Origin of the sequence: Microbacterium sorbitolivorans (assembly GCF_003327285.1) — a bacterium.
Lineage (GTDB): Bacteria > Actinomycetota > Actinomycetes > Actinomycetales > Microbacteriaceae > Microbacterium > Microbacterium sorbitolivorans.
This window is the reverse complement of sequence record NZ_KZ848475.1, coordinates 507,339-533,109: the sequence shown is the minus strand read 5'-3', so window position 1 is coordinate 533,109 and position 25,771 is coordinate 507,339. Positions and strand designations below refer to the sequence as shown.

Annotated in this window: 20 protein-coding genes; 5 read left to right on the top strand and 15 right to left on the bottom strand. The window is 69.6% G+C overall.

Translation table 11 applies throughout. The annotated features are described in order from the left end of the window. Window positions 1-5: 5 nt before the first annotated feature. The 3 genes from DTO57_RS11310 to DTO57_RS11300 all read right to left on the bottom strand — a co-directional run bounded on the left by DTO57_RS11310 (window position 6) and on the right by DTO57_RS11300 (window position 3,203). Window positions 6-908, bottom strand: coding sequence for a carbohydrate ABC transporter permease (locus DTO57_RS11310; protein ID WP_114118327.1), 903 nt, complete (start codon window positions 906-908; stop codon window positions 6-8). After that, window positions 905-1,804 (bottom strand): carbohydrate ABC transporter permease, encoded by a 900-nt coding sequence (locus DTO57_RS11305; protein WP_114118326.1) that lies wholly within the window; start codon window positions 1,802-1,804, stop codon window positions 905-907. Before DTO57_RS11305 ends, DTO57_RS11310 begins: the two co-directional genes overlap by 4 nt. Window positions 1,805-1,877: 73 nt before the next feature. Beyond that, window positions 1,878-3,203 (bottom strand): ABC transporter substrate-binding protein, encoded by a 1,326-nt coding sequence (locus DTO57_RS11300; protein ID WP_114118325.1) that lies wholly within the window; start codon window positions 3,201-3,203, stop codon window positions 1,878-1,880. 180 nt (window positions 3,204-3,383) lie between these two features. Here DTO57_RS11300 and DTO57_RS11295 point away from each other — a divergent pair, with 180 nt between their 5' ends. Then, window positions 3,384-6,008, top strand: a complete 2,625-nt coding sequence (locus tag DTO57_RS11295; protein WP_114118324.1) for an alpha-L-rhamnosidase — start codon at window positions 3,384-3,386, stop codon at window positions 6,006-6,008. 131 nt (window positions 6,009-6,139) lie between these two features. Continuing rightward, entirely contained in the window at window positions 6,140-7,192 is a 1,053-nt protein-coding gene (locus DTO57_RS11290) for a LacI family DNA-binding transcriptional regulator (RefSeq protein ID WP_114118323.1), read from the top strand. Window positions 7,193-7,427: 235 nt separating this feature from the next. Here the strand turns inward: DTO57_RS11290 and DTO57_RS11285 are convergent, their stop codons facing one another. The 8 genes from DTO57_RS11285 to DTO57_RS11245 all read right to left on the bottom strand — a co-directional run bounded on the left by DTO57_RS11285 (window position 7,428) and on the right by DTO57_RS11245 (window position 15,687). Continuing rightward, entirely contained in the window at window positions 7,428-8,312 is an 885-nt protein-coding gene (locus DTO57_RS11285; protein ID WP_114118322.1) for a nucleoside hydrolase, read from the bottom strand. A gap of 223 nt (window positions 8,313-8,535) precedes the next feature. Next, window positions 8,536-10,233 carry a D-apionate lactonase family protein gene (locus tag DTO57_RS11275; protein ID WP_114118321.1) on the bottom strand — a complete coding sequence of 566 codons (1,698 nt, stop codon included), beginning with the start codon at window positions 10,231-10,233 and terminating at the stop codon, window positions 8,536-8,538. A 159-nt stretch (window positions 10,234-10,392) separates the two neighbouring features. Continuing rightward, window positions 10,393-11,148: an SDR family NAD(P)-dependent oxidoreductase gene (locus tag DTO57_RS11270; RefSeq protein WP_114118320.1), complete on the bottom strand. Its 756-nt coding sequence runs from the start codon at window positions 11,146-11,148 to the stop codon at window positions 10,393-10,395. Then, entirely contained in the window at window positions 11,148-12,002 is an 855-nt protein-coding gene (locus DTO57_RS11265) for a phosphogluconate dehydrogenase C-terminal domain-containing protein (RefSeq protein ID WP_114118319.1), read from the bottom strand. The genes DTO57_RS11270 and DTO57_RS11265 overlap by 1 nt, the downstream gene beginning before the upstream one ends. Further along, window positions 11,999-12,769 (bottom strand): sugar phosphate isomerase/epimerase family protein, encoded by a 771-nt coding sequence (locus tag DTO57_RS11260; protein WP_114118318.1) that lies wholly within the window; start codon window positions 12,767-12,769, stop codon window positions 11,999-12,001. Before DTO57_RS11260 ends, DTO57_RS11265 begins: the two co-directional genes overlap by 4 nt. After that, on the bottom strand, window positions 12,766-13,503 hold the full coding sequence (locus tag DTO57_RS11255) for a triose-phosphate isomerase family protein (RefSeq protein WP_114118317.1): 738 nt from the start codon (window positions 13,501-13,503) through the stop codon (window positions 12,766-12,768). The genes DTO57_RS11260 and DTO57_RS11255 overlap by 4 nt, the downstream gene beginning before the upstream one ends. Further along, window positions 13,503-13,973 carry a ribose-5-phosphate isomerase gene (locus tag DTO57_RS11250; protein WP_114118316.1) on the bottom strand — a complete coding sequence of 157 codons (471 nt, stop codon included), beginning with the start codon at window positions 13,971-13,973 and terminating at the stop codon, window positions 13,503-13,505. The genes DTO57_RS11255 and DTO57_RS11250 overlap by 1 nt, the downstream gene beginning before the upstream one ends. Continuing rightward, the gene (locus tag DTO57_RS11245) at window positions 13,966-15,687 is read right to left on the bottom strand and encodes a dihydroxyacetone kinase family protein (RefSeq protein ID WP_114118315.1); all 1,722 of its coding nucleotides are present in this window, start codon (window positions 15,685-15,687) and stop codon (window positions 13,966-13,968) included. Before DTO57_RS11245 ends, DTO57_RS11250 begins: the two co-directional genes overlap by 8 nt. Window positions 15,688-15,771: 84 nt before the next feature. Here DTO57_RS11245 and DTO57_RS11240 point away from each other — a divergent pair, with 84 nt between their 5' ends. Further along, entirely contained in the window at window positions 15,772-16,506 is a 735-nt protein-coding gene (locus DTO57_RS11240) for a FadR/GntR family transcriptional regulator (RefSeq protein ID WP_114118314.1), read from the top strand. Between the two features lie 573 nt (window positions 16,507-17,079). Here DTO57_RS11240 and DTO57_RS11235 read toward each other — a convergent pair. From DTO57_RS11235 to DTO57_RS11220, 4 genes are all read right to left on the bottom strand, one after another. Further along, window positions 17,080-18,495 carry an NAD-dependent succinate-semialdehyde dehydrogenase gene (locus DTO57_RS11235; protein WP_114118313.1) on the bottom strand — a complete coding sequence of 472 codons (1,416 nt, stop codon included), beginning with the start codon at window positions 18,493-18,495 and terminating at the stop codon, window positions 17,080-17,082. A 27-nt stretch (window positions 18,496-18,522) separates the two neighbouring features. Continuing rightward, window positions 18,523-20,943 carry a LuxR C-terminal-related transcriptional regulator gene (locus DTO57_RS11230; RefSeq protein WP_114118312.1) on the bottom strand — a complete coding sequence of 807 codons (2,421 nt, stop codon included), beginning with the start codon at window positions 20,941-20,943 and terminating at the stop codon, window positions 18,523-18,525. A gap of 280 nt (window positions 20,944-21,223) precedes the next feature. Continuing rightward, window positions 21,224-22,060: an HAD family hydrolase gene (locus DTO57_RS11225; RefSeq protein WP_114118311.1), complete on the bottom strand. Its 837-nt coding sequence runs from the start codon at window positions 22,058-22,060 to the stop codon at window positions 21,224-21,226. Between the two features lie 30 nt (window positions 22,061-22,090). Then, window positions 22,091-23,485, bottom strand: a complete 1,395-nt coding sequence (locus tag DTO57_RS11220; protein ID WP_114118310.1) for an MFS transporter — start codon at window positions 23,483-23,485, stop codon at window positions 22,091-22,093. 57 nt (window positions 23,486-23,542) lie between these two features. On the opposite strand from DTO57_RS11220, the gene DTO57_RS11215 reads away from it, so the two are divergent. Beyond that, a complete protein-coding gene (locus tag DTO57_RS11215; RefSeq protein ID WP_222843261.1) occupies window positions 23,543-24,733 on the top strand; it encodes an MFS transporter in 1,191 nt (396 codons plus the stop codon). Continuing rightward, window positions 24,730-25,668 (top strand): NAD(P)-dependent oxidoreductase, encoded by a 939-nt coding sequence (locus DTO57_RS11210; RefSeq protein WP_114118309.1) that lies wholly within the window; start codon window positions 24,730-24,732, stop codon window positions 25,666-25,668. Before DTO57_RS11215 ends, DTO57_RS11210 begins: the two co-directional genes overlap by 4 nt. Window positions 25,669-25,771 lie beyond the last annotated feature (103 nt).

The following is a 25,771-nucleotide window of genomic DNA, read 5'->3' as shown; positions in this document are numbered from 1 at the left end:
AGTCCTTAGCCCTTCACCGCGCCGCTCGTCATGCCCTCGACGATCTGGCGGTTAAAGAAGATGTACATGATGAGCGGGGGAATCGTGATGAGCAGAATGTTCATGAAGAGCAGGTTCCACTGGTTCAGCGTCTGATCCTGGAAGTTGTACAGCGTCAGCTGCAGCGTCACGTTCTCGTCGCCGGGGAAGAAGTACAGCGGGTTCGTGAAGTCGTTGAACACGCTGACGGCCTGCACGACGATGACCGTGATGGCGATGGGCTTCAGTAGCGGCAGGATGATCGTGAAGAACAGCCGCAGGGGGCCCGCGCCGTCGATCACGGCGGCCTCGTCGAGCTCGCGAGGGATCGTGCCGATGAACGAGCGGAACAGCAGGATGCAGAACGATAGCCCGAAGGTGACCTCGATCAGGATCATTCCGGGCATGGTCTTGAAGAGGCCGATGCCCTGGAGCACCCAGATCGTGGGGACGATCGCCGGCGGCACGATGAGGCCCGCGAGCACGAAGAGGTTGAGGACGGCGTTCCACTTCGACTGGCGGCGCTGCATGATGTAGCCGACCATCGCGGCGAAGATAACCATGATCGTGACGGACCCGACCGTCAGCGTCGTCGAGTTGATGAACGCGCGCAACACCATGAAGTTGCGGGTCTGCAAGACCTCGAGCATGTTCTCCCACGCGTGCCAGCCCTGCTGCGGCAGCGAGAACTCGAGCAGCGACGCCTCCTGCGGGTTCTTGACCGCGGTGAGGATGATGAAGAGGAACGGCACGATAAACACGACGATCGAGACCAGGATCGCGATGATGCCGACGAGGTAGCGGCTCGTGAAGCGGCGCAGCGTGAGCGGCCGGCGGTGGGTGAGGCGCTTCGACGCGCCCCTCGTGGTGATGGCCTGGGTGGCGCTCATGCCTCGACCTGCCTCTTGTTCAGCACGTACTGCACGGGAATGACGATGGCGGTGACGACGAGGAAGAGCACGACGTTACCTGCGGTGGACAGGCCGAAGAAGCCCGACTGATACTGCTTGTAGATGACCGAGGCGATGACGTCGGTCGTGAAGCCCGGGCCGCCCTTCGTCATGGCCCAGATCAGCTCGAACGAGCGCAGGCCGCCGATGAGCGAGAGCAGTACGACCGTCGCGGTCGCGGGTTGCACGAGCGGGAGCGTGATGTTGCGGAAGCGCTGCCACGCGCTCGCGCCGTCGACGCGCGCCGCCTCGTAATAGTCCTTCGGAATCGCCACGAGACCGGAGATATAGATGAGCGTCGCGATACCGACGCCCTTCCACACGTCGACGAGCGCGACGGAGAACAGGGCCCAGGAGGTATCGGTCAGCCAGGCAGGTCCGTTGATACCGACGAGCGCGAGTGCCTGGTTGATCAGGCCGTCGAACGGATCCATCAGCACCTTGAACGTGATGCCGATACCGATCGTCGACACGAGCACAGGGAAGAAGATCGTCGAGCGCAGGTAGCCGCGGCCGAGGATCGAGCTCGTCAAGAGTAGCCCGAGCGCGAGGCCGAGCACGACCTTGAGGGCCGACGTGACGAAGCCGTAAATAAAGGTGTTGATGAAGCCCTTGAGCAGGCGGGACTCGGTAAAGAACTGCACGTAGTTCTCAAAGCCGATGAACTCGGCGTTCGTGAGATCCCAGCGCGTGAGGCTGAAGTAGAAACCGGCCAGGGTCGGCACGCCGAAGAGCACGACGTACAGCACGGCCGAGGGGATATAGAACCAGGTGGGGTAGGAGGCCGCCATTCCCTTGCGGGAACGCCGGCGGGGCGCTGTGGCCGTCGTTGTCATCTCGCACTTCCTCGTGAGGGACAGAGGGGGAGCGCGGGCCCGCCGAAGCCGCGGGCCCGCGCAAAGGGGCGGCCTACCAGCCGTCGATACCGAGCTGCTTGGCCTGCTTGACGACGTCGGCGTCGTACTCTGCGGCTGCCTTGTCTGCCGTCGTGATGCCGGATCCGACCTCGACCGTGAGCTGCTCGAGCGCCGGGCCCTTGATCGGCGAGAGGAACTCGAGCGCCGGCGCCGCGAGGTCGTTATCGACGTACTCCTGCATGTCGGCGATCATCGGCGCGGCGTCGTCGGGCAGCGTGCAGGCGCTCGTGGCGTAGGGGCCGCCGGGCGTCATGTACTCGTTCTGGATCTCGCAACCATCGGGGGAGTTCACGAACTCGAGGAACTTCTTCGCAGCGTCGAGCTCGTCGCCCTCCGTCGAGGTGGGGATGTAGAGCGCGTTCGGCAGCCAGATCGACAGGCGCGTGTCGGCGGCGTCCTGAGCCGGTAGCGCGAACACGCCGATGTCGTCGACCTTGTCGGGGTTGTTCTGCGCGATCGCCGAGATCGCGTTGGTGAGGATCGGGTAGTGGGCGCCCTCGCCGTTCGCGAGCTTCGCCAGCGCATCGTCATACAGCACCGACGCGTAGTCCTCGTTGAACCAGCCCGACTCCGCGGCCTCCTGCTGGTTCAGCAGCCCCTGCAGAGCGGGCTGCTCGGTGTAGGAGCGGTTGTTGGCCGTGTACTCGGCCGCCCACTCCGGATCCTGCGCCGAGACGTTCGCGAAGTCGCCGAGCACCCAGAGCTGGCTCGTCCACGGGTCGCCGTACGACTGGATGACGGCGTCGAGGCCGGCCTCCTCGATCGCGTCGTTGTTCGATGCGAAGGTCGCCCAATCCTGCGGAACCTCGAGGCCGAGATCGGCATAGATCGCCTTGTTGTAGAGCACAGCGCCGCCGAAGGACGCGCCGAGCGGGGTGCCGTAGAGGCCGTTTTCGCCCGAGACGACGGTCTTCATGTCTTCCGTCAGGTCGGCGACCCAGCTCTGGTCGCTGAGGTCGACGAGGTTGTCGTCTGGCTTCAGGCCCTGAAGCTGCGAGCCCGAGTTGTACCCGAAGATCGTGTTCATCTCGCCCGTCGAGAGCTTGGTCTTCATGAGGTTGTCGCCCTCGCCGCCGCCGGGCTGGGTTTCGACCGTGACGGTGATGTCGGGATTGGCGGCGGTGAAGGCCTCGCCGAGGGCTTGGATCGTTTCAGCGCCCTCGCCGGACGAGGCGATAAGCACGCTGATCTCGAGGCCGTCACCGTCGCCACTGCCGCCGCCGCCGATGCTGCCCACGCTGCACGAAGCGAGCGGAAGGGCGAGCGCCGTAATGCCGACCGTGCCGAGCAGGATCCTCCTGGTGCGGGAGTTCTTCATCTCTTACCTCCATGTAAAAGCTGATCCGAATCGGCCTCACCGATGAGTCCGACGTGGTTGAATGTACTTGAAGTTGAAACCATTCAACGCACGCAACTTTCGCAGAGTCCGCGACGAGAGTCAACGACAGTTACACAATCGAGTCCGGCGCGACGACGCGCCGACGAAAGGACATGAGCCATGGTGGCCATCCCCGATTCCTCCCTGATCGACCCGTCGACGCGGGTTTCCTCGCTGCGTTCCCAGCACGGCGCGGGCCTCATCGGCGTGCCCGGCGAGGGCGTGCGCCTGACCTGGCGCGTGACGGCCGAGCCCGGCGTGTCGCAGCTCGCCTACCAGCTCGCGACCGCGCCCGCGGGGCGCGAGCTCGTTCCCGGATCCGTGATCGCCGGATCCGCGCAGGTCGCCGTCCCCGCGGGGGACGTTCCAGCGGGTGCGCGCCACGGCTTCGCCGTGCGCATCGCGACCGAGAACGGCTGGTCGGCCTGGAGCGACGAGCTCGTCGTCGAGGCCGGGCTCGACGCGTACGAGGCCGCGGTGATTGGGATCCCGACCGAGATCGAGGGCCCCGTGGCGCTCCTCCGGCGCGAGTTCACGGTGTCGACGCTGCCGGAGCGCGCACGCCTGCGCCTCTCGGCGCTCGGCCTCGTCGACGCCTGGATCAACGGCGTGCGCGCGAGCGACGCGCACCTCACACCGGGCTGGACGTCGTACGGCACCCGCGTGCTCGTCGACACCCTCGACGTGACGGGCCTGCTGCGCGAGGGATCCAACACCATCGTGCTCGAGGTCGGCGACGGCTGGTACCGCGGCCGCATGGGCTTCGCGGGCCGCACCGGAATCTACGGCGACCGCTCGGGCGCGCTCGCGCAGATCGACACCGAAGACGGCGTGCTCGTGGCGACCGACGCGTCGTGGCGCGGCGGCTTCGGATCCACCCGCGGGGCGAGCATCTACGACGGCTCCGACCTCGACCTGCGGCTCGCTCCGGAGGGCCTGCACGAGCGGGGCTTCCGCGACGAGGCCTGGACGAACGCGGAGGTCATCGAGGCCGATCTCTCGCGCTTCGAGCCGCGCTCGGCGCCGCCCGTCCGCACCGTCGCCGAGCTGCCGATGAGCCGCACCGACCGCGACGGATCCGCGCAATTCAACGCCGGTCAGAACGTGACCGGCTGGGTGCGCCTCGTGGTGCGGGGCAAGGAGGGCGACGTCGTCACGATCCGCCACTCCGAGATCCTCGAGCCCTCGGGCGAGCTGCACACCAAGGCGCTGCGCAGCGCGAAGGCGACCGACACGTATGTGCTCGCCTCGTCGGAGGAAACGGCGCTCGAGCCGCGCTTCACGTTCCACGGGTTCCAGCACGCCGAGGTCACGGGTGCCGAGGTCGTCTCGGCCACGGCGATCGCAATCTCGTCCGACCTGCCGGCGAGCTCGAGCTTCCGCTCGTCGTCGGAGGCGCTCGACCAGTTCCACTCGAACGTGTTCTGGTCGCAGCGCGACAACTTCGTCTCGGTCCCGACCGACTGCCCGCAACGCGACGAGCGCCTCGGCTGGACGGGCGACGCGCTCGCCTTCGCCCCGACCTCGTCGACCCTGATGGACTCGGAGGCGTTCTGGCGTAACTGGCTGCTCGATCTCGAGGCCGACCAGACCGACGAGGGCGGCGTCGCGAGCGTCGTGCCCGACATCATCCGCCGCGCCGACATGCTGATGGGCGGCGTCGACGTCGACAACATGGGCCGCGCGGCCTGGGCCGACGCCGCGACCTTCGTGCCGTGGGCGGTGTACACGGCCGGCGGAAGCGACGAGGTGCTCCGCCAGCAGCTGCGATCGATGCGCCGCTGGGTCGAGCACCTGTGCCGCCGCGCCGGCGACGACGTGCTCCTGCCGACCGAGCCGTTCCAGTACGGCGACTGGCTGGATCCGGACGCCCCGGGCGAGCGCCCCTGGCAGGCGAAGGTTTCGAGCGACTTCGTCGCGAACGCGTTCTACGCGCGATCCGCGCGGATCCTGTCGCTCGCGGAGCAGGTCGCCGGATCCGCCGAATCGGCCGCGGCCTACGGCGCGCTCGCCTCGCGGGTCGCGGAGGCGGCGTGGGAGAAGTGGGGCGAGGAGGCGATCCAGACCCAGACGGGCGCGGCGCTCGCGCTCGAGTTCGATCTCGCTCCCTCCTCGGAGCGGGCGCGGGTCGCCGACCTGCTCTCCGCGAACGTGCGCGCCGAGAACGGGCGCATTGCGACGGGCTTCGTCGGCACCGCCATCATCCTCGACGCCCTCTCTCGCAATGGCCACCTCGCGGAGGCCTACCTGATGCTGCTGCGCCGCGAGGCACCGAGCTGGCTCTACCAGGTCGACCGCGGCGCGACCACGGTGTGGGAGCGGTGGGACGCGATCCGGCCCGACGGATCCATCCACTCGGGCGACATGGACGCCGGATCCACCGAGGAGGGCGGCGGCATGCTCTCGTTCAACCACTACGCCTACGGCGCGATGATCGACTGGGTCTACCGCAACGTCGCCGGCCTCGCACCCGCCGAGCCCGGCTATCGCGTGACCCGCGTCGCCCCGCGCCCCGCCGCGGGCCTCACCCACGCGACCGCGACGATCGAGACGGGCTACGGATCCGTCGGCATCGATTGGAAGCTCGTCGGCGGGACGCTCGAGGCCAATCTGCACATCCCGTTCGGGGTCACCGCCGAGCTGGATCTGCCCGTGACCGAGCAGTCGATCGTGAACGTGGGCGGGGTGCTGGGGCACGGGACGCATCGCGTGACGGTGACGAACGCGGCTGTCGCCGCTGCGTAGGCGTCACGGATCTCGGAGAAATCACGAGTCTCGGAGACTTTCGGGGTTATCGCCCGAGTCTTGTGATCTCTCCGACTTCTGTGCCACCCGGGATCGAGTAACGTCGATCTTTGATCTACGGAGGAGGCGCGATGCGGCGGGGGACCCCCAATATCGGCGCGGTCGCGCGGGCGGCAGGGGTGTCTGTCGGCACCGTCTCGAACGCGCTCAATAACCCCGAGCGCCTCGCGCCCGAGACCCTCGAGCGCGTGCACGGCGCGATCGAGAAGCTCGGCTACATCCGCAGCATGGCGGGGCGCACGCTGATCCAGAACGCGTCGGAGGACCTCGGCCTCATCGTGCCCGACCTCATCAACCGGCTCTTCGTCGAGGTCGCGCGCGGCGCGCAGCTGACGGCGCGAGAATCCGGCAAGCGCGTCGTCATGTCGAATAGCGGATACAACGCGCACGACCTCGCGAACGGCATCGAGCAGCACGACGCGCAGGACGACCTGCTCGGCTACTTCGCCGAGGCGCGCGCCGGCGGCGTGATCGTCTGCTCGATGCGCGAGCCGAGCGCCGGCATCGAACGGATCCGCAACCACGTGCGCCCGATCGTGCTCGTCAACTACGATGTGCCGGGCGCCGATTGGTGCACCGTGCTCATGGACAACGAGCAGGTCGGCCGCGCGGCGGTCGATCACATCGCGGACCTCGGGATCCGGCACGCATATTTCTTGTCGATCGGCGACATCGTGCAGCCGGTGGGCGAGCGCCGCCGCGGCGCTCGTGAGGCCGCCGCGCGCCGCGGGGTCCACCTGACGGAGACGACCACGGCGGGCCTGTCGCAGGATGCGGGAGCCGAGATCATCGGCGAGCTCCTCGAGCCGATCCGCGCGGCGAAGGCCCGCGGCGAACGCGTGGCGCTGCTGTTTCTCGCCGACGATCTCGCGATCGGCGCGATCCGGGCGCTGCGCGCGGCGAGCGATCTGCGGATCCCGGACGACGTCGCGATCGTCGGCCTGGACGGCGACCACCGCCCGAACGGCAACGACTGGATGTCGATGACGTCGATCATCCTGCCCGGCTACCGCATGGGCGCCGAGGCGGTGCGCCTCCTCGGCGTCGAGGCCCAGCCCGACCACGTGCACGAGCGCGTCGTCGTCCCGGTCGAGATCCACCCCCGCGCGACAACGATCGGGTAGGGCCGCCACCCCGCGAGGTCTCACCCATCTCGCGAGATCTCACCGAATTGAGTGAGGCCTCACCGAATTGAGTGAGATCTCGCGAAAAAGGTGAGACCTCGCGGACGAGGCCCCGGGATCCTCGAGGCCCAAACCCCGCGAGATCGCACTCTTTTTCCGAGATCGCACCGAATTGAGTGCGACCTCGCGAAAAGAGTGCGATCTCGCGGAAGGGGCGGGGCGGAAGCGGAAGGGGCTAGCGGGTGGCGTGGAAGTGGCGGAGCTTCTGGAACATGTCCTCGAGCAGCCAGCGGATGTCCATCGACTCGCACACCGGGATCTCGCGGCGGCCCGGGGCGGGCTCGATCATCTTGCCCTCGGCGTCGTAGAGCGGCGCCGGGAAGCTGCGCCACACGCCGCCGCGCGGGTTCATCACGGCGCCGATGCCGGGGCTGTCGCCGAGCGAGCGGAAGTCCATCGCGAGGTTCTCGACGGTCGCGTTGAAGTCGATCACCTGCTGTGTCAGGTAGGCGCCGAGCTCGCCGAGGGGCGCGACGCGATCCTCGAGCTCGAGGTGCGTCACCGACACCATCGAGTACACGGTGCTCGGGATCTGCCAGACGGGGATCCGCGAATTCATCACGACGTTCGCCGACTCGATGTCGTTCGAGAGGTTGAACTCGATGCTCGACGGGGCGATGACGCCGCCGTGCGGCGGGCCGCCGATCCAGACCACGACGACGTCGCGATCCTGAATCTCCGGATCCTCGAGGATCGCCGACGCCATATCCGTCAGCGGCCCGAGGAACGCGACATAGAGCGTGCCCTCGCTCTTCTTCGACTCCTCGATAATCAGTCGGGATCCGTCGGACGGCACCGCGGTCTGCTCGTCGGGGAGCTTGTGGGGCGCGCCGTCGGCGACGACGTACTGACCCTCGCGGCCCATGAGCCGCAGCAGCAGGTCGACCTCCTCGCGCGATTCGCGGAGGCTCTCGGTCGTGCGGCGGGTTCCGAAGTGGGCGGGAACGATGCCGCGCACGTCGAGGGTCGGCGAGAGGAGGGCGTGCACGATCGCGAACTGATCGTCGGCCTCGTTCTTCGCATCGGTGTTGATGATGATGCGGCGGGGAGCGGCAGTCATTGGCGTTATCCCTTCACGGCGCCGGCGAGGGCGCCCTGGACGAAGTACCGCTGGAACAGCAGGTACACAATGAGAACGGGGATCGCCGACATGAAGATGAAGGCGTTAAGGGGACCATAGTCGGTGCCGTGCTGGGTCGGTCTGTTTCGGCGGAGATGGCCCGTATCTGCGGAGGAATAACCCCCATGGATCCGCAGTTCGGGGTCATCTCCGCAGGTACGGCTCACCGGTCGACCGACACCCACCCCTTCGCGGGCACATCGACCTCCCCCTCGGCCACCGAGAGCGCGCGCGACGCGTCGCCCAGGTTCGCCACCAGCAGGGTGTTCTCCGACGCGATCGCCCAGACGGATCCGTCGTGCGCGGTCGCGAGCGGGCCCGCGAGGGCCGCGAGGGCGCGGATTGCATCGGCGACGGGGTACTCGGATCCGTCGGCCGCCCGGATGCCGCGCGGTCCCCACCCCTCGAAGAACGACACCGTCGACACCCCGGGAACGGCGAGGGCGGCGGCGCTCGCGATCGTCCACGCGGCGAGCTCGGGCGCCGTCTGCCGGTCGTCGTCTGCGTTCAGCAGCTCGGGCCCGTAGCCCTCGGAAAGATCGGCGACGCCGGGCCGCTCGGGTGACGTCGTCGCGACGTTATTGAGGTGCGCGCGCAGGGTCACGGGCCCCACGTGCACGGGAGCGCCGTCCGCGATGCGCACGGCCTGCTCGGCGACGAGGCGCTGCATGCCGATCGCCTGCTCGAGCTGCAGGGTCTCGAGCGTGTGGAACATGGGCGTCGTGCTGAATGCGATGCCGTCGAGCCCCTCGGGCACGAGGTGCTGGCCGCGATTCAGCTCGGTGAAGTGCGAGCGCGTGCCGCCGATGACGGGCACGTCGCGGTCGCCGAGGGCGGCCCGAAGGATCCGCACAGCCGCGTCGTCGGACATGTGCTCGGCGGGGTGCGTCGGGGGCTGGATTGCCGCGATCCGCGCGACCGGCAGCTCCGCGAGGGCGGCGACCGCCTCGCGCACCCGCGGATCCGGATCCTCGAGCGGCAGCACGAGACGCACATCGAGCGGCAGGCCGCTCGCGGCCGCGCGCTCGATGACGGCGGGCCACCCGTCCCAGTCGAGGTCGACCTCGACGAGCGTGTCGTGCCCGATCGGATCCGTGGGCCCCTCGCCCGGGGCGGTGGACGCCCCGACGGAGAAGCGCACGGGGCCGGCCTCGGTGAGCGTCAGATTCTGACGATCGCTCGAGATGGGGCCCATTTCCCCGGAATCGTCAGAATCTCGGCCGATCGTCAGAGTCTCGGCGAGCTCGGAACTCACCGAGATCGTCACGCTCTGCCGCACGGGCCCGTCGAAAAGGTAGGGGAACGGATCCGCGAGCGCCCGGCTGTACGTCTTGAACGACGCATCGGTCCAGTTGCGTTGGTCCTCCATCTCGAACGCATCTCCCTCGAACGCCACCGTGACGCCCTCGGCCTCGAGCGCCCGGATGTCGAACGCGGGCTGGTGGGGCGAGATGTCGGTGGGGAAGTGGGTGCGCGATACGAGGCCCGAGGTATGGGTGATCGTGAGCGGTGCCCCCGAGAGCGCGGCAGGGTGCAGCACGACGAGGCCCGTGCGGTTCGTCCAGAACTCGCGCTCGGCGTCGACCTCGAACGAGATCCGCAGCGACGAATCGTCGGCGACGAGGCTGAGGGATCCGTCGAATTGGTTGTCGAAGGACGTCGACGAAAGCGCGATGGAGTCGTCCGCGACGGACTCCACCGTCCACACCGCGGTGTTCCAATCGCGGTCGCGCACGACGGCGCGCACCGATCGCAACACCTCGTGTCCGCGGAAGCGGATCTGCGCGAGGTCGTCGTCGCGAAGCTCGAGGCTCCACTCGCCGAGCGCAATCTCGCGCACCTGTTCACGGATCCAGGTCATTCTGCCCCCTCAGGAAACTCGCGCCCCATCGCGCGATATGGCTCTATCTTGCCCACCCCGCGTACACAACGACGCAAATTTTGCCGCGACATGGGCGACACGCCGGTGTTCCGGCGTCCATGGCGCAAAATTTGCGTCGTTGTGTACAGACAGGGAGCGCTACAGGTTAGTCATCCCGCCATCGACGGTGAACATGGCCCCGGTCGCGAACGCCGAGTCGTCGCTCGCGAGGAACGTCATGACGCCCGTCAGGTCGTCCGGCGTCGCCGGGCGGCCCATCGGGATACGGCTGGTGATGGCCGCGCGCTCGACGGGGTTGTTCTTGATGGCATCGACCAGCGGCGTCTCGACGTACGACGGCACGACGGTGTTGACGCGTATGCCCTGCGTGGCATATGCCGCCGCGACGGTGCGACCCATGCCGTGGATGCCGGCCTTAGTCGTGCTGTACGCGGTGAAGTCGTTGCCCTCGCCCGTGACGCCCGTCGGGCTTCCGGTGAGGATGATGGATCCGCCGTCGTGGGCGAGCATCGCGCGCACGGCGTGCTTGACCGTCAGGAACGTGCCCGTCAGGTTGATGTCGACGGTGCGGCGCCAGACGTCGAGATCGAGGTCGGCGACCTTCGCGTCGTGCCCGAAGAGCTGCACTCCGGCGTTGGCGACGACGACGTTCGGGGCCCATCCGTCGGCCTCGAGCGACGCGAATGCGGCCGAGACCTGGGCCTCGTCGGAGATGTCCATCGTGACGGCGCGGGCCGCGTCGCCGAGCAGCGCGGCAACGCGCTCAGCGGCCGCGGTGTCGCGGTCGGCGATCACGACGCGGGCGCCCTCCGCGGCGAACCGGGTCGCGACGGCTTCGCCGATCCCGGATCCGGATCCGGTAACGAGCGCGGTCTTGCCTGCGAGCCGGGCCATCAGCGCTTGATCTCGTCGAGGTGGAGCATGGCGGCGAGGTTCTTGTCGAGCTCGTCGTCCTGGAAGATCTTCTTCCAGTCGTCCTTGATGATGGTCTCGCGGCCGTACTTCATGGCGATGAGGCAGGCGTCCGAGAACGGGTTGTCGCCGCGCAGGCCGTTGGCGAGGGCCACCTGGGTGTGGCCGTACATGATGCTGCGAGCGGCGGCCTCGGGCACGCCCATCGTGTTGATGGCCTCGGAGAGGGCCTCGTTGAGCAGCTCGCCGATCATGCAGGCGACGGTCTCGACGAGGGTCGGCTCGAGCTGCGCGAGCTGCTTGATCGTGACGAAGTGCACGTCGATCACGGGGGCGTAGATCGAGCGCACGGTCTCCTCGACGAGCGCCTTCATGGCGGGGTCATCGCTCTCGACGGCGGCGATGGCGTCCTGCGGGGCGGCGATGCCGCCGAAGGTGTCGGCCCACTGCTCGGGGGTCTCGCGCTGCAGGAAGATCGACGGGTGGCAGGGGTGCGCGACGGCCTGGATCACGTCGTCGCGCGTCGTGAGGAGGCCCGCGTAGGCGGCGGCCGGGTCGAGCGTCAGGCAGACGGCGCCCGACTTCATCTGCGGGACGAGGTCGGCGGTGACGGCGCCGAGGGCGAGGTCCGGCACGGCGAGCACGACGATGTCGGCGTCGGCCACGGCGACGGCGGCGTCGGTGAGCTCGCGGCCGGCCTCGCGCGTGCGCTCCTGGCCCGCGGGGGAGTTCTCGACGTAGAAGACCGTGTGCTCGGTCTTGACGAGGTTGTTCGACACGCGCATGCCCATCTTGCCGCCCGCGCCGATGACGGCGATCGTGTACTTCTCGCTCATAGTGTGCTCCTGAGGATATCGAGGGTTCTGCGGGTCCATTCCCGCTCGGTGGTGATGGTCGTCTCGGCATCCGACTGCCACGGCAGCCAGTGCTCGACGATCTCGTTGATGCCACGCTCGCGCGGCATCACGGTCTGGAGGAGGTGGTCGTAGTCGTGCAGCCCCTCGCCCATGGGGGCGCCGCTGTACGTGAATCCGACCCAGCCATCCTGGCGCGCGAAGGCGAAGTCCTTCACGTGCACGTTCTTGACGTACGCCGAGGTGGCCTCGACGCAGCCTCGCGGGCTCTCGAGCTGCGCGACGACGTTGGCGGGATCCAGGCAGATCCCGATCGCGTCGCTGCCCACCTCGTCGATGATGCCGAGCAGGGTGCGGGTGGGCACCTGCTCGTAGGTTTCGAGCGCGAGCGAAACGCCCGCGCGCTCGAAGGATCCGGCGACCTGGCCGAGCAGGCCGGCCGCGTTCGCGGCCTGGTCGCGCAACACCATGCCGCGGACAAGTCGAGCATCGAAGATCTCGGCGAGGTCGAGGAAGCGCCGCAGGTGATCCGGATCCACGCCCTTCGTGCCGAGCTCGATCGTCAGACCGAGCCCGCGCGCGACGCCCGCGGCCTCGCGCAGCTGGGCGCCCGTCATCTCGAGGAGCGGCGCGTAGTCGCAGATCTGGAAGAGGTCGACGCCCTGCGCCTTGGTGTCCTCGAACGCGCCCGCGAGGGAGAGGCCCTCGGCGTGCTGCCAGAAGTAGGCGTAGGTTCCGAGGCCGATCACGATGCGGCCTCGTTGATCACCTGCATGAGCGCGTCGGGGTCGTGCGCGAAGCGCCCGAGGAAGACGCCGTCGACGGCGTCGCCGAGCCGCGTGAGGAGGCCCGGCTTTGCGGCGCCCCCGTAGATCACGGCGGATCCGGGGCGCCCCGCGAGCGCGGCCCGCAGCGCGCCCGCGACGACGCGGACGTGATCCTCGCCCGCGGGCTCGGGTGCCCCGATCGCCCAGACGGGCTCGTAGGCGACGATGACGGATCCGTCAGGCGCGCCCGCGAGGGAGGCCTCGAGCTGCGCGACCGCGACCTTCGCCGCGTCTTCGGGTGACTGCTGCTCGCTCTCGCCGATGCACAGCAGCGGCTCGAGGCCCGCCTCGAGCGAGCGGGCAACCTTGCGGGCCGCGTCGGCGTCGTTCTCGCCGAAGAGGCGGCGCCGCTCGGCGTGCCCGATCTCCGCGAGCCCCGCGCCGACCTCGGCGAGCTCGGAGGCCGAGACCTCGCCGGTGTAGGCGCCCTCGGCCTCCGCCGCGACGTCCTGCCCGCCGACCCGCACGGGGGTGCCCGCGAAGGCCCGGACGGCGGCGGGAACCTGCAGGAACGTCGGCGTGACGAAGACCTCGACGGCGCCGTTCATAACCGCGGGCTGCGCGCTCGCGAGCGACGCGACCCGGTCGAACCAGTCGGTCGCGCGGGCATGCCCGAAGTACATTTTCAGGCTGATGCCGACGATGCGCCTCGCCATCAGCAGCTGCCGGTGGTCTCGTATTCGGTGAGCACGGCGACCTTGTCGGCCGACGCGCTCGACTCGTCGAAGCGATACGTCAGCCACTCGCGCACGAGCCGGCGGGCGAGCTCGATGCCGATCACACGTTGGCCCATGCAGAGCACCTGCGCGTTGTTCGAGAGCACCGCCCGCTCGGCCGAGAAGCTGTCGTGCGCCGTGACGGCGCGGATCCCCGCGACCTTGTTCGCCGAGATCGCGACGCCCAGGCCGGTGCCGCAGAAGATCAGCGCGCGGTCGGCCTCGCCGCGCGCGATGCGCTCGGCGGCCTCGATCGCGACCTTCGGGTACGCGGTGTGGCCGTCGGCGTTCACTCCCACGTCGACGACGCTCGCGACGCCGTCGTTCGCCTCGAGATCCTTCTTGAGGATCTCTTTGTAGTCGAATCCGGCGTCGTCGGATCCGATCACAATACGGAGCTGGTCAGTCATCGTCGTGCCTTTCGAGGAGGGCTTGCGCGAGGAGCGCGAGGGAGTGGGCACCCGGATCCGGGATCCCGAGGGCCTTTTCGTGGTGCGCGCGGGCGCGCCCCATCTGCGGGAGCATGTCGGTCGTCGCGGCGGCGGCCGCCGTCGCGGCGTCTGCGGCGGCGCGCCAGGCGTCCGCGATGCTCGCGCCCTCGCTCACTCGTGCCGAGAAGGTCTCGACGAGCGGGTTCAGCGAGTCGACGAGGGTCTTGTCGCCCGGAACGGCGCCGAAGGTGGCGACGCGGGCCTTGGCGGCGTCGAGCCCCTCGGCGACCTGTTCGTTGGTGGGGCGGCCGGCATCGCCGAGGCGCTGCGAGACGGTGTCGAGGATCGCGCCCCAGATCGCGCCGGACGTGCCACCTGCCCGGTCGGACCAGGCGTCGGCCGCGCGGGCGAGCGTGGTCGCCGCCCCCGCGCCGCGGTCCGCGGCGTCGCGGGCGGCGGCCTGGGCCGCGTGGATCCCGCGCTGCATGCCGATGCCGTGGTCGCCGTCGCCGGCGATCGCGTCGAGGCGGCCGAGCTCGTCGACGTTCTCGTCGATTGTGGTGCGCCAGACGTCGAACGCGTCGGCGATGGTCTTGGCGATGGCTCGGGAGTCGTCGTCGGCGTCGCCGATGAGGTCTTCGCCCTGCTCCTCTGCGGTGTCGATTCTTTCGAGGCGCGAGGCGTCGATGGATCCGCGCCGGTACGCGGGGGTGTCGACGCCCGTGTCCCAGAGGTCTTCGAGCTCGTCGTCGAGCCACAGCAGGGTCAGCGAGGTGCCTGCCATGTCGAAGCTCGTGCAGTACTCGCCGACGTGCGGGTCGACGGCGGTGATACCTGCGTCATCGAGCAGCTGCGCGATGCGGCGGTAGACGACGAACATCTCCTCGTACTTCAGCGATCCGAGGCCGTTCAGCACCGGGACGACGCGCGCGCCCTTCGCCGAAGGAACGTCGTCGGGGAGCTCGTCGAGTAGGCGCTCCACGAGCATCTCGGCGAGGCCGTCGGCGGTCGGGATGTCGGCGTCGCCGAGGCCGGGCTCGCCGTGGATCCCGAGGCCGATCGCCATGTGGCCTTCCTTGACCTCGAAGAGCGGCTCATCCGCGCCAGGAAGCGAGCAGCCCGAGAAGGCGACGCCGAAGGAGCGCGTGCGGTCGTTGGCGCGGCGGGCGAGGCGGGTGACCTCGTCGAGGTTCAGGCCCCGCTCGGCGGCGGCGCCCGCGATCCGGAACACCGTCAGGTCGCCCGCGATGCCGCGGCGCTTGTGGATCTCGTCCTTCCCGGCCGACGAGACGTCGTCGGTGACGGCGACCGTCTGGCACGGGATCCCCGCCGCGCGCAGCTGCTCCTGCGCGGCGTCGAAGTTCAGCACGTCGCCGGCGTAGTTTCCGTAGCTGAGGAAGACCCCGCCACCGTTCTCAGCGGCCTTCGCGACGGAGAGCACCTGCTGGGTCGAGGGCGAGGCGAAGAGGTTTCCCATGGCCGCGCCGTGCGCGAGGCCGGGCCCGACGAGGCCGCCGAAGGCGGGGTAGTGGCCGGATCCGCCGCCCGTCACGAACGCGACCTGGCCCTCGGGCGTCTGCGTGGATCGCGCGACGCCGCCGGTGACGCGGCGCACGTAGCGGCCATTGGCCGCGACGAAGCCGTCGATCATCTCGTCGGCGAAATCGGCCGGATCATTCCACAAGCGGGTCATCGTCGAACCTTTCGTGAGGGACGTGTGAGCCTAGTTTGGCAAACCGGTTGACCAATTGCAAGTGGGGAGGGGTAAGATCGATTCATGCCAGCAGACCCCACCGGCGGATCCGACGCCATCGCCGAGGCGCTCGGCTCACTGCCCTCGGGAACTCCCGTGAGCGAGGTCGCGCGCCGCCTGCTCGATTTGTTCACGAGCGGCGACATCGCGCCGGGCACCCGACTGCCCGCGGAGCGCCAGCTCGCCACCTCGCTCGGCGTCGGCCGATCCGCCGTGCGCGAGGCGCTCGCTGCGCTCGAGATGCTCGGCATCGTCGACGTGCGTCCCGGATCCGGGACCTACCTGCGCGGCGAAGCCAGCGCGCTGTTGCCGCAGACGCTGCGCTGGGGGCTGCTGATCGGCGAGCGCAACACGGCCGAGCTGATCGAGCTGCGATCCGGGCTCGAGATCTATGTCGCGCGCATGGCCGCAACGCACGCGTCGTCGGAGGCGCGCGACACCCTCGCCGGGCACCTCGACGACATGCGCGCCGCGGGCGATGACCTGCAGGCGTTCGCGAAGGCCGACTACGCCTTCCACCTGGCCCTTGCCGACGCCGCCGGCAACGCGACGCTGCGCGACCTGCTGCACGTCGTGCGATCGCTGCTGCAGGTGTACTCCGACCGTGCCGTCCACACCCTCGAGGCCGCCCAGTTGGCCCTTGCCGAACATGAGGCCGTCGCCCGCGCCCTCGACGCGAACGACGCCGACGCCGCGGCCTCGGCGATGGCCGTGCACATGGTGACGGCGGGCGAGCGCCTCGCCGAGTCTGCCCGCTGAGGGGGCTTGGGGTTGGGCTCTGGCCCTGGCACCTGCCCTGTGCCCCTGTGCCCTGGCCCCGAAGTGCGGAGATGACCTCAATCTGCGGGTCCTGCGACTAATCGGATCCGCACTTCGGGCTCATCTCCGAAGTTCCGGCGCACGACCCCGCGCCTGAGCAGGAAGTGCGGATCTGGCCCCTATCTGCGGAGCTCCGGGCTGATTGGATCCGCAGTTCGGGGTCAATTCCGCAGTTCTGGTCTGCGGGGGAACCTGTGGTCCCGAAGTTCGGAGATGGTCCGCAATTGCGGAGTAATTGCTCGGTGTGGTCCGCAGCTCGGGGTCATCTCCGCAGTTCTGGTCTGGGGGGAGCCTGTGGTCCCGAAGTGCGGAGATGGTCCGCAAGTGCGGGGCAATTGTTTGATTCAGTCCGCAGATTGGGGTCAACTCCGTAGTTCTGGCCCGCGGGGGAACCTGTGGTCCCAAACTGCGGAAGTGAGCCGCAACTGCGGAGCAATTGCCCGATTGGATCCGCAGTTCGGGGCCAACTCCGCAGTTGCGGCCCGCGCGCCCCGCGCCCGCGCGGCCCCACCCTCACGCATCCAGCGTGATGTACTGCTCCTCCAAGAACTCGAGGATCCCCTCGGCGGAGCCCTCGCGGCCGAGCCCCGACTGCTTCATCCCGCCGAAGGGGGCCGCGGGGTCGCTCGCGACGCCGCGGTTCACGGCCACCATGCCGGCCTCGATGCGCTGCGCGGTGAGCACGGCCTCGCGCTCCTCGCCGAACACGTAGGCCATGAGCCCGAATTCGGTGTCGTTGGCCATCCGCACGGCCTCGGCGGCCGATTCCACGCGCACGATCGTCGTCACGGGGCCAAAGATCTCGTTCTTGGTGATCTCGGATCCGTGGGTCACGTTCGTCAGCAGCGTCGCGGGATAAAACGCGCCGGCACCGGAGGGCGTCGACCCGCCGATCGAAAGAGAGGCGCCGGCGCCGACGGCCCGGTCGACGAGCCCCGCGACCTTGTCGCGCTCCTTCATTGACACGAGCGCGCCGAGGTCGTTGTCCCGCGACAGCCCGGATCCCTGCGTCACCCGAGCGAGCCGCTCGCGGTACGCGGCCACGAACTCGTCGTGGATGTCGGTGTGCACGTAGAACCGGTTCGCGGCGGTGCACGCGGATCCGCCGTTGCGCATCTTCGCGGCGAAGGATCCCTCGACCGCCTGCGCGAGGTCGGCGCCCGGAAGCACGATGAGCGGCGCGTTTCCGCCGAGCTCCATCGAACAGCTGATGACGCGCTCCGCGGCCTGGCGCAGCAGCGTGCGGCCGACGGGTGTGGATCCCGTGAACGATAGTTTACGCACCGCGCGGTGGGCGAGCATCGCCTCGGTCGCGGGGCCCGGATCCACGGGCGTCACGAGGTTCACCACGCCGCGCGGGAGCCCCGCGCGAGTGAGTACGTCGACGATGTACGCCGCCGTGAGCGGCGTCTCGAGCGCGGGCTTCAGCACCGTCGTGCACCCGGCGGCGAGGGCGGGCGCGAGCTTGCGCGTCGCCATCGCGGCGGGGAAGTTCCACGGCGTGATCAGCAGTGAGACCCCGATGGGCTGGTGCGTGACGATGATGCGCTTGTCGCCGGTGGGCGAGAGGCGGTAGTCGCCCGGGATCCGCACCGCCTCCTCCGAGAACCAGCGGAAGAACTCGGTCGCGTAGGCCGCCTCGCCCGCGGCGTCGGCCCATGACTTGCCGTTCTCGCGCACGATGAGCGTCGCGAGCGTCTCGGCCTCGTCGGTGAGGATCTCGAAGGTGCGGCGCAGGATCTCGGCGCGCTCGCGCGGCGGCGTCTCGCGCCACGACGGCAGCGCCCGCTCGGCGGCATCGACCGCGTCGAGGCAGTCGCCGACGCTCGCCGCGGCGAAGCGCGCGATCTCGTCGCCGGTTGCCGGATCCGTGACCGCGAAGTCGCCCTCGCCGGCCCGCCACGCACCATCAATAAAGAGCTGATCCATACACCCAGCCTGGCACGCGAGGACCTTCTATTCCACCAGCCCCACGCGCTTTGCGGTGGCGACGGCGTCGGCCCAGCTCGACACCCCGAGCTTCTTGTAGATCGACCGCAGCTGCGTCTTGATCGTGTTGGGCGAGACGTGCAGGCGCGCCGCGAGATCCCTCGTCGACTCGGCCTCGACGAGCGCGCGCACGACGGTGCGCTCGCGGTCGCTCAGCGCGAGCGTCGAGCTCGTCGCCCGCTGCAGTTCGTCGCGCATGCGCTCGAGCTCGCGCACGAAGCGGGATCCGCCGGGGTCGAGCGCGAGCCCGCTTGCCTCCGCGATCGTCGCGTTGAGCGCGCTCATGCCCTGCGCCGCGAAGGGCAGGAGCGGGCGCGAGCGCACCGCGGCGACGATCGCGACCTGCAGGTGCTGGCGGGCGACGTCGAGCGACGAATCGGATCCGATGGCGTGGTACGCGTGGAAGAGGACGAGGTGCGTCCAGACCGCGAGCACGCCGGTGCCGTGCGCGGTCGCCGACGACGCGAGGCACGCGATCGCGCGCTCGGGCTCGCCGCCGCGCAGGTGGATGCGGGCCATGAGCAGGTCGAGGGGGACGACGCGGGCGGCGGCCTCCGGGATCCGCGAGATCGCCTCGACGGCGGCGTCGTACTGGCCGTCGCCCGCGAGGGCCTCGGCGCGCGCCCAGGACAGGATGACGAGCTGATTCGGGGCGATCTCGGCCGTGTGCGCGTCTTGCTCGAAGAGGTTGATGCTGCTGAGCGCGAGCTCGGACGTGCCGAGCAGGCCGTGCGCGATCGTGCGCAGCACGAGCACGATGTAGGCCATGATGCGCGGATCGTCGATCGGATCCGCGGGGGCGAGCGCCTCGCGCATCGCCGTCGGATCCACGACGTAGAGCGCGTTCGAGAGCTCGACGACGCGGCGAATCGGGCGCGACATCGCCTGCGCGCCGACGAGGTTATCGAGCCGCGCCTGGAAGCCCGAGGCCATCGGCAGCTCGTTGGGCGCCGTGAACAGCATCAGCTCGTGGGCGAAGCGGGCGAGCCGGTCGTGGCCGGCGCCGTGCGCGAGCGAGGCCGCGGCAGAGAGGCGGGCGGCCGCCACGTCGGGGCGCGAGGCATCGAGGGCGCTGAGGCCCGCCTGCAGCAGCATGTTGGCGCGCAGCGTCGAGGCGGCGGCGACGTCGGAGATATCCGACGTGTTCGCGAGCTCCTCGTGCAGTTCCAGCGCCTCGACGTAGTGGCCGTCGAGGCGGAGCAGGATCCCGCGCAGCAGCTCCGCGGCGATCCCGAGGTCGCCCGGCTGCTCGCCGACAGCCTCGAGCTGCTCGCGCGCGGCCTGCCGGTCGGCGAGCGGCACGGATCCGCTGTGCCCGGCGCTCGTCACCGAGACGAGCGCGCGCGCGAGCGCGACGCGGAGCGCGGGAAGCGGATCCCGCTGCACGGCCTGCTCGAGCCACGGCCGCGCGAGCGCGACGTCGACCTCGCCGAGCTGCCACCAATAGGTCGCGAGCAGGCGGGCGCGGGGGCCGGGGAGGTCTGCGACGAGGGCCCAGCCGTCGCCCGAGTTGCCCTCGTCGAGCAGCTTCGCGGCGAGCGCCGCGATGTCGTCGTCGACGGCGTCGAGCTGGCCCTCGCGGGTGATGCGCTCGACGAACGCCGACTCGAGGGCGGGGCGCAGCGCGATCGTGTCGCGGGCGAGATCCTCGACGAAGAAGCCCGACTGCATGGCGTTGTCGAGCGCGGCCCGCACGACCTCGTCGCGGCCCCACACCCGCAGCAGCGTGCGGCGCGGCATCGGCCCGATGCGGGCGGTGACGAGCGCCGCGTACCAGCCGTTCGGCCGGAAGACGCCCGCGGCGGCGGATCCGGCGAAGTGCGCGGCCTGTTCGTGGCAGCCGGTGTGGAAGGCCTCGTCGTCGAGGATCCCGCGCGCGGCCGCGGCGCGCAGCACCGCGTCGACGAAGCCCACGTGCGTGCCGACGAGCTCGAGAAGGTTCGTCGCCTCGTCCCACGCGAGGGCGAGGCCGAGCTGTTCGGCGCGGTCGAGCACCTCGTCGACGGTGAAGCCGAAGAGGGATCCGGCGAAGATGCGCTCGGGGCGGAGCCCCGCGTCGAGCAGCTCCGGCGGCCACTGCGTGCTCGAGACGGCGATGAGCGTCGCGTCGGGCCAGTGCTTCCGCACCGCGAGCGTCGCGGTGGCGTGGTCGGTGCGCATGCCCTCGAGTTCGAGCACGATGACGTCGGCGTGCGGGGCGTTCTCGGGGACCGAGAGCCTATTCGACGACCAGAAGACGAGTTCTTTTTCGGATCCCTCGAGCCATTCGCGCACGCTCGATGCGACGCCGCTCTTGTGCTGCGCCGTCACGAGCACTGTCGCGCCCGGCATGACGCGCTGCCAGAGCGCGACGAGCCGAGGCCGTGACAGGCGATCGGTCGAACTCATGCATCCATCGTCTCACGCGGGGTGATCTCGTGTGATTCGAGGGTGATCGACGGGTGAAAGGGGTGAAAACGGTGAAATCTCGTTCGGCGTCCACGTATTCTCAAAGAGTCGGGATCGCGGATAACGTGATACCGGCAGCCGAAAGGTTCGGGGCCCGGGAAGCGGTCGGGGGAGCGCTGCCCGGGCTTTCCCATGCCTTCTGGGCGCGCCAAATCTGCAATTCTCCGCGGCGTCATCTGCGAATTGCAGATGACCGCGCGGAGAATTGCAGAGTTGGGGCCTAGACCAGGCCGTGCTTCGCGAACGCGTTCCAGATGCCGTCGGCATCGACCGTGGTCGTCGTCTCGTCGGCCGCCGCGAGGGCCTCGGGGGTACCGTTGCCCATTGCGATGCCCGTGCCGGCGGCGCGCAGCATCTCGAGGTCGTTATTGTTATCGCCGATCGCGATCGAGTCCTCCACCGCGATGCCGAGCTTCTCGAGCAGCATCAGCAGCGTGGATCCCTTCGTCACGCCCGAGGGGGACACCTCGCCGCCCGCCGTGCCGAGGCCGGGCATGGTGCCGGTGATGACGTGGAAGCGCCCGCCGAGGCGCTCCTTCACCGCCGCGTACGCGCCGGGGTCGTCGCTCGAGAACACCGACTTCGCGATGCCCTCGGTCGGCGGATCCTCCGTGACGGTGACGTGGTCGAGGAGCGCCGCGCGCGTGGCGTCGGAGAGCCGGCCCTCCGCCTCGAGCGCGCCCGCGAGGCGCGCGAAGCCGCCGGGCGTCGCCCAGACCTGCTCACGGCCCTGCAGCACGAAGTCGGCGCCCACGTCGCGGTAGCCGGCGATCATCTCGGCGGCGTCATCGGCCGACATGAGCCGCTCGATCGCCCATTCGCCGTCGCCCCAGAGCTCGCCGATCCAGGCGTACGCGCCGGCGCCGAGGATCGCGCCGTCGAGCCCCATGTCGGCGACGCGGGTCTCGACCTCCGTCGGCGTGCGGCCCGAGGCGAGGAACACGAGGTGCCCGTTCGCCCGGGCCGTGTGCACTGCCCTCACGGTCGAGTCGGGGAGGTTGCCGTTTTGATCGATGATCGTGCCATCGATGTCGAGGAAGACGATGCGCCGGGTCATGAGATCAGTCTGTCAGCCCTGCCGATGCGCTTACCGCGCGGCTTTCACCGGCAGCACGAGCAGCAGACCCGCGAGTAGCACGATGACGATTCCGAGAACACCGAAGATCGTGGATCCGGCGATCGCGATGAGCGTCGCCCAGAGCGCCGACGACATCCAGCTCGCGGCGCGGCCCGTCGTGGCGTAGAGGCCGAAGATCTCGCCCTCGCGGCCCGCGGGCGTCACGCGCGCGAGGAACGAGCGGCCGGCCGACTGGGCGGGGCCGACGAAGGCGCAGAGGATGAGGCCGAAGATCCAGAACACGATCTTGCCGGTGTCGGCGAGGAAGAACACGACGAGGCCCGAGACGACCATGCCGACGAGCGCCGTGACGATGATCGCCTTCGGCCCGAAGACGTCGTCCCAGCGGCCCGCGATGATCGTCGAGAGGCCGGCGATGAGGTTCGCCGCGATGCCGAAAATCACGATGTCGATGAAGCCGAAGTCGAAGACCTGGCCCGCGATGACGGCGCCGAACGCGAAGACGCCGGCGAGGCCATCGCGGAAGACGGCGCTCGAGAGCAGGAACCAGAACGTGTTGCGCGTCGCGGGGTTGCGGTAGAGGTCCACGATGTCGCGCACGAGCTGCGCGTAGCTCTGGAAGAAGCCGACGCGGCGCTCGGGGCGGCCGAGCGGCGCGGGCTCCGGAACCTTGAGGAACACGGGCAGGCAGAACGCGATCGCCCAGATCGCGCATCCGACGGCGATGAGGCGGAACGGCACGCCGCCCTCCTCGGGGATCCCGAACCAGTCGCCCATGTAGAAGACGACGACGAGGATCAGCGCGACCACGCCGCCGACGTATCCGAAGCCCCAGCCGAGGCCAGAGATGCGACCGATGTTCTTGGGCGTCGCGATGCTCACGAGCAGCGCGTTGTAGTTGACGGCGGCGATCTCGCCGAGCACGATGCCGAACGAGATCATCGCGACCGCGAACCAGAAGAAGCTCGGCGACGGCTCGGCGAACCAGAGCGCGAACATGGCGAGCACGGATCCGACGGTGCCGATGCCGAGCCACAGCTTCTGCCGTCCCTGCGCGTCGGCCTGCTGGCCGAGCACGGGCGCGAGTGCGAGGATCAGCAGGCCCGCGATCGTGGATCCCCAGCCTAGCCCGCTCGCGAGGTTCGCGAGCGCGGCGTCCTTGACGGGATCCTTGTCGGCGAGGGACGCGATCTCCTCCGGCAAGAACGCGTCGGTCGTGAGGTAGAGCGCCGTGAAGATGAACGTCACGATGATCGTGTTGAAGGGCTGCAGCCCCCAGTCCCACAGCGCCCACGAGAGGATCGTCGATCGCTTCGTCGGCTCGGCGCTCAGGTTCTTCTGCAGGCCGAGCACCGGCAGTGCCTCGCTATCGGCCGCAGCGGGCGGCCGGGGAATCTCGCTCATGGGCGCACCTTATCGCGCGCATGTGACTTGTCGTGGTCGATCAGGGAGGATCTACTGGTGACGATCTATTCCGAACGCGCGCTGAGGCGCGGGCACATCGCCGCGGCGACATTCTTTTTCACCAACGGGGCGGTCTTCGCGAACCTCGTTCCGCGTTATCCCGAGCTCAAGGCCGAGCTCGGTCTGAACGCGACGATCTATGGCGTCGTGCTCGCGATGAACCCCGTCGGCGCGATCGTCGCCGGCGTCGCGGCGGGCGTGCTTATCCGGCGCTTCGGATCCGCGGCCGTCGCCGTCATCGGCACCCTCGGCCTCGCGTTCGGCGTGACGGCCGCGGCGTGGGCTCCCAACGTCTGGATCCTCGCCTGTGCCTTCTTCATCGGCGGCTCGCTCGACGCGATCACCGACGTCGCGCAGAACGCCAACGCCCTACGCGTGCAGGCCGCGCGGGGACGCTCGATCATCAACTCGATGCACGCCCTCTGGTCGCTCGGCGCCGTCACGGGCGGCGCGATCGCGGCCGGGGCGATCGCACTCGACATCCCCGTGAAGTGGCACATCCTCGCGTCCTCGCTCGTGCTCGTCGGGGTCGCCTTCTGGGCACGTAGTTGGTCGCTCCCCGGGTCCGAGAGCGAATCGGGATCCGGATCCGCCGAGGCGGCGACCGCGCGCCCCGCGGGCCGCGCGACGACCGCGATCGTGCTGACGCTGACGGCGCTCGTGCTCATCGCGATCGGCGGCGGGCTCACGGAAGAGGTCGCCTTCTCGTGGGCCGCGCTGTACCTCGGCGACGAGGTGGGCGCGCCGGCGCCGCTCGCCGCGGCCGGGTTCATCGGCCTCGTGGGCGCCCAGTTCATCGGCCGCATCGTGAGCGACCGGCTCGTCGACCGCTTCGGCGAGCGCACCGTCATCATCTGCTCGGGCCTGTTCATCGCCGGCGGCATCGGGCTCGCGATCGGCGTGCCGACGGTGTGGGGCGCGTGCCTCGGCTTCGCGCTCGCGGGCTTCGGCTGCGCGCCCGCGATCCCGCTCGCGATGCAGCAGGCCGACCGGATCCCGGGCCTGCGCGCCGGGACCGGCCTCACGATCGTGACGTGGCTCATGCGCCTCGCGTTCCTCGTCGCGCCGCCGCTCGTCGGAGCGATCGCCGACGCGACGAGCATCCGCGTGGGCCTCGCGGTGTCGCTCACCGGCGGGCTTCTCGTGCTGGCCCTCGCCTTTGTGATGCCGCGTAAGGTGGCCGCATGAAGATTCTGGTGCCCGAGACCATCGATGTGCCGGGCGAGCTCCACCCGCTCGTGCACGTCGAACGCTACGACCCCCACACGCCGATCCCCGCCGAACACCTCGACGCCGAGGCGATCGTCACGTGGGGCAACGGCCCCGAGAGCCTCGAGAGCATCCCGAAGCTGACGCAGCTGCGATGGCTGCAGGCTCTGAGCGCCGGCGTCGACCACGTGCTGAGCCTCGACGTGCCGGAGGGCGTAATCGTGACCAGCGGATCCGGCCTGCACGACCGCACCGTCACGGAGCACGCGACGGCGCTCGCGCTGACGCTGCTGCGCCGCATGTCCGATGCCGCGGCGGCGCAGGAGCGCCACGAGTGGTCGAGCGAGATCGGCGGCGTGCAGCCGCTGCGCCCCGCGGATCGCGTGACGAGCTTCATCGACGCGAACGTGCTCGTCTGGGGCTTCGGCAACATCGGGCAGAACCTCGCGCGAGTGCTGACGCTTCTCGGGGCGAACGTGCGCGGCGTGGCCCGCAGCGCCGGTGAGCGCGGCGGGTTCCCCGTCATCGCCGAGGGCGACATCGACGAGGCGCTCGGCGACACCGACGTGCTCGTCATGGTGCTGCCCTCGACCGACGCGACCCACCACGCGCTCGGCGCCGCGCGGCTCGCGAAGCTGCCGCGCCACGCCTACCTCGTGAACGTGGGCCGCGGATCCACGGTCGACGAGACCGCGCTCGCCGCGGCGCTGCGGTCGGGCGAGATCGCGGGCGCCGCGATCGACGTCACCGAGACCGAGCCGCTGCCCGAGTCGTCGGCGCTGTGGGACACCCGGAACCTCATCATCACGCCGCACGCTGCGGGCGGTCGCCCCGACGGCGCAGCGATGCTGATCCGCGAGAACCTCCACGCCCTGCTGGCGGGCACCCCGCTGCGCAACGTCGTCGAGCGTTAAGCACTAAGTAGGGTCGCCAAAAAACGTCGCCTGCGCGGAGCGCAAGGCGACGTTTTTTTGGGACCCAACAACTTATAAAAGGCCGGGGAAGAGGCGCGGGGCC

What these genes read in the sequence shown, in the direction of transcription:
- DTO57_RS11265 (WP_114118319.1), bottom strand. Translation starts at nt 12,002, where the DNA reads ATGAGCGAGAAGTACACGATCGCCGTCATCGGCGCGGGCGGCAAGATG.
- DTO57_RS11255 (WP_114118317.1), bottom strand. Translation starts at nt 13,503, where the DNA reads ATGGCGAGGCGCATCGTCGGCATCAGCCTGAAAATGTACTTCGGGCAT.
- DTO57_RS11305 (WP_114118326.1), bottom strand. Translation starts at nt 1,804, where the DNA reads ATGACAACGACGGCCACAGCGCCCCGCCGGCGTTCCCGCAAGGGAATG.
- DTO57_RS11275 (WP_114118321.1), bottom strand. Translation starts at nt 10,233, where the DNA reads ATGACCTGGATCCGTGAACAGGTGCGCGAGATTGCGCTCGGCGAGTGG.
- DTO57_RS11220 (WP_114118310.1), bottom strand. Translation starts at nt 23,485, where the DNA reads ATGAGCGAGATTCCCCGGCCGCCCGCTGCGGCCGATAGCGAGGCACTG.
- DTO57_RS11235 (WP_114118313.1), bottom strand. Translation starts at nt 18,495, where the DNA reads ATGGATCAGCTCTTTATTGATGGTGCGTGGCGGGCCGGCGAGGGCGAC.
- DTO57_RS11230 (WP_114118312.1), bottom strand. Translation starts at nt 20,943, where the DNA reads ATGAGTTCGACCGATCGCCTGTCACGGCCTCGGCTCGTCGCGCTCTGG.
- DTO57_RS11285 (WP_114118322.1), bottom strand. Translation starts at nt 8,312, where the DNA reads ATGACTGCCGCTCCCCGCCGCATCATCATCAACACCGATGCGAAGAAC.
- DTO57_RS11295 (WP_114118324.1), top strand. Translation starts at nt 3,384, where the DNA reads ATGGTGGCCATCCCCGATTCCTCCCTGATCGACCCGTCGACGCGGGTT.
- DTO57_RS11300 (WP_114118325.1), bottom strand. Translation starts at nt 3,203, where the DNA reads ATGAAGAACTCCCGCACCAGGAGGATCCTGCTCGGCACGGTCGGCATT.
- DTO57_RS11270 (WP_114118320.1), bottom strand. Translation starts at nt 11,148, where the DNA reads ATGGCCCGGCTCGCAGGCAAGACCGCGCTCGTTACCGGATCCGGATCC.
- DTO57_RS11210 (WP_114118309.1), top strand. Translation starts at nt 24,730, where the DNA reads ATGAAGATTCTGGTGCCCGAGACCATCGATGTGCCGGGCGAGCTCCAC.
- DTO57_RS11250 (WP_114118316.1), bottom strand. Translation starts at nt 13,973, where the DNA reads ATGACTGACCAGCTCCGTATTGTGATCGGATCCGACGACGCCGGATTC.
- DTO57_RS11310 (WP_114118327.1), bottom strand. Translation starts at nt 908, where the DNA reads ATGAGCGCCACCCAGGCCATCACCACGAGGGGCGCGTCGAAGCGCCTC.
- DTO57_RS11290 (WP_114118323.1), top strand. Translation starts at nt 6,140, where the DNA reads ATGCGGCGGGGGACCCCCAATATCGGCGCGGTCGCGCGGGCGGCAGGG.
- DTO57_RS11245 (WP_114118315.1), bottom strand. Translation starts at nt 15,687, where the DNA reads ATGACCCGCTTGTGGAATGATCCGGCCGATTTCGCCGACGAGATGATC.
- DTO57_RS11240 (WP_114118314.1), top strand. Translation starts at nt 15,772, where the DNA reads ATGCCAGCAGACCCCACCGGCGGATCCGACGCCATCGCCGAGGCGCTC.
- DTO57_RS11225 (WP_114118311.1), bottom strand. Translation starts at nt 22,060, where the DNA reads ATGACCCGGCGCATCGTCTTCCTCGACATCGATGGCACGATCATCGAT.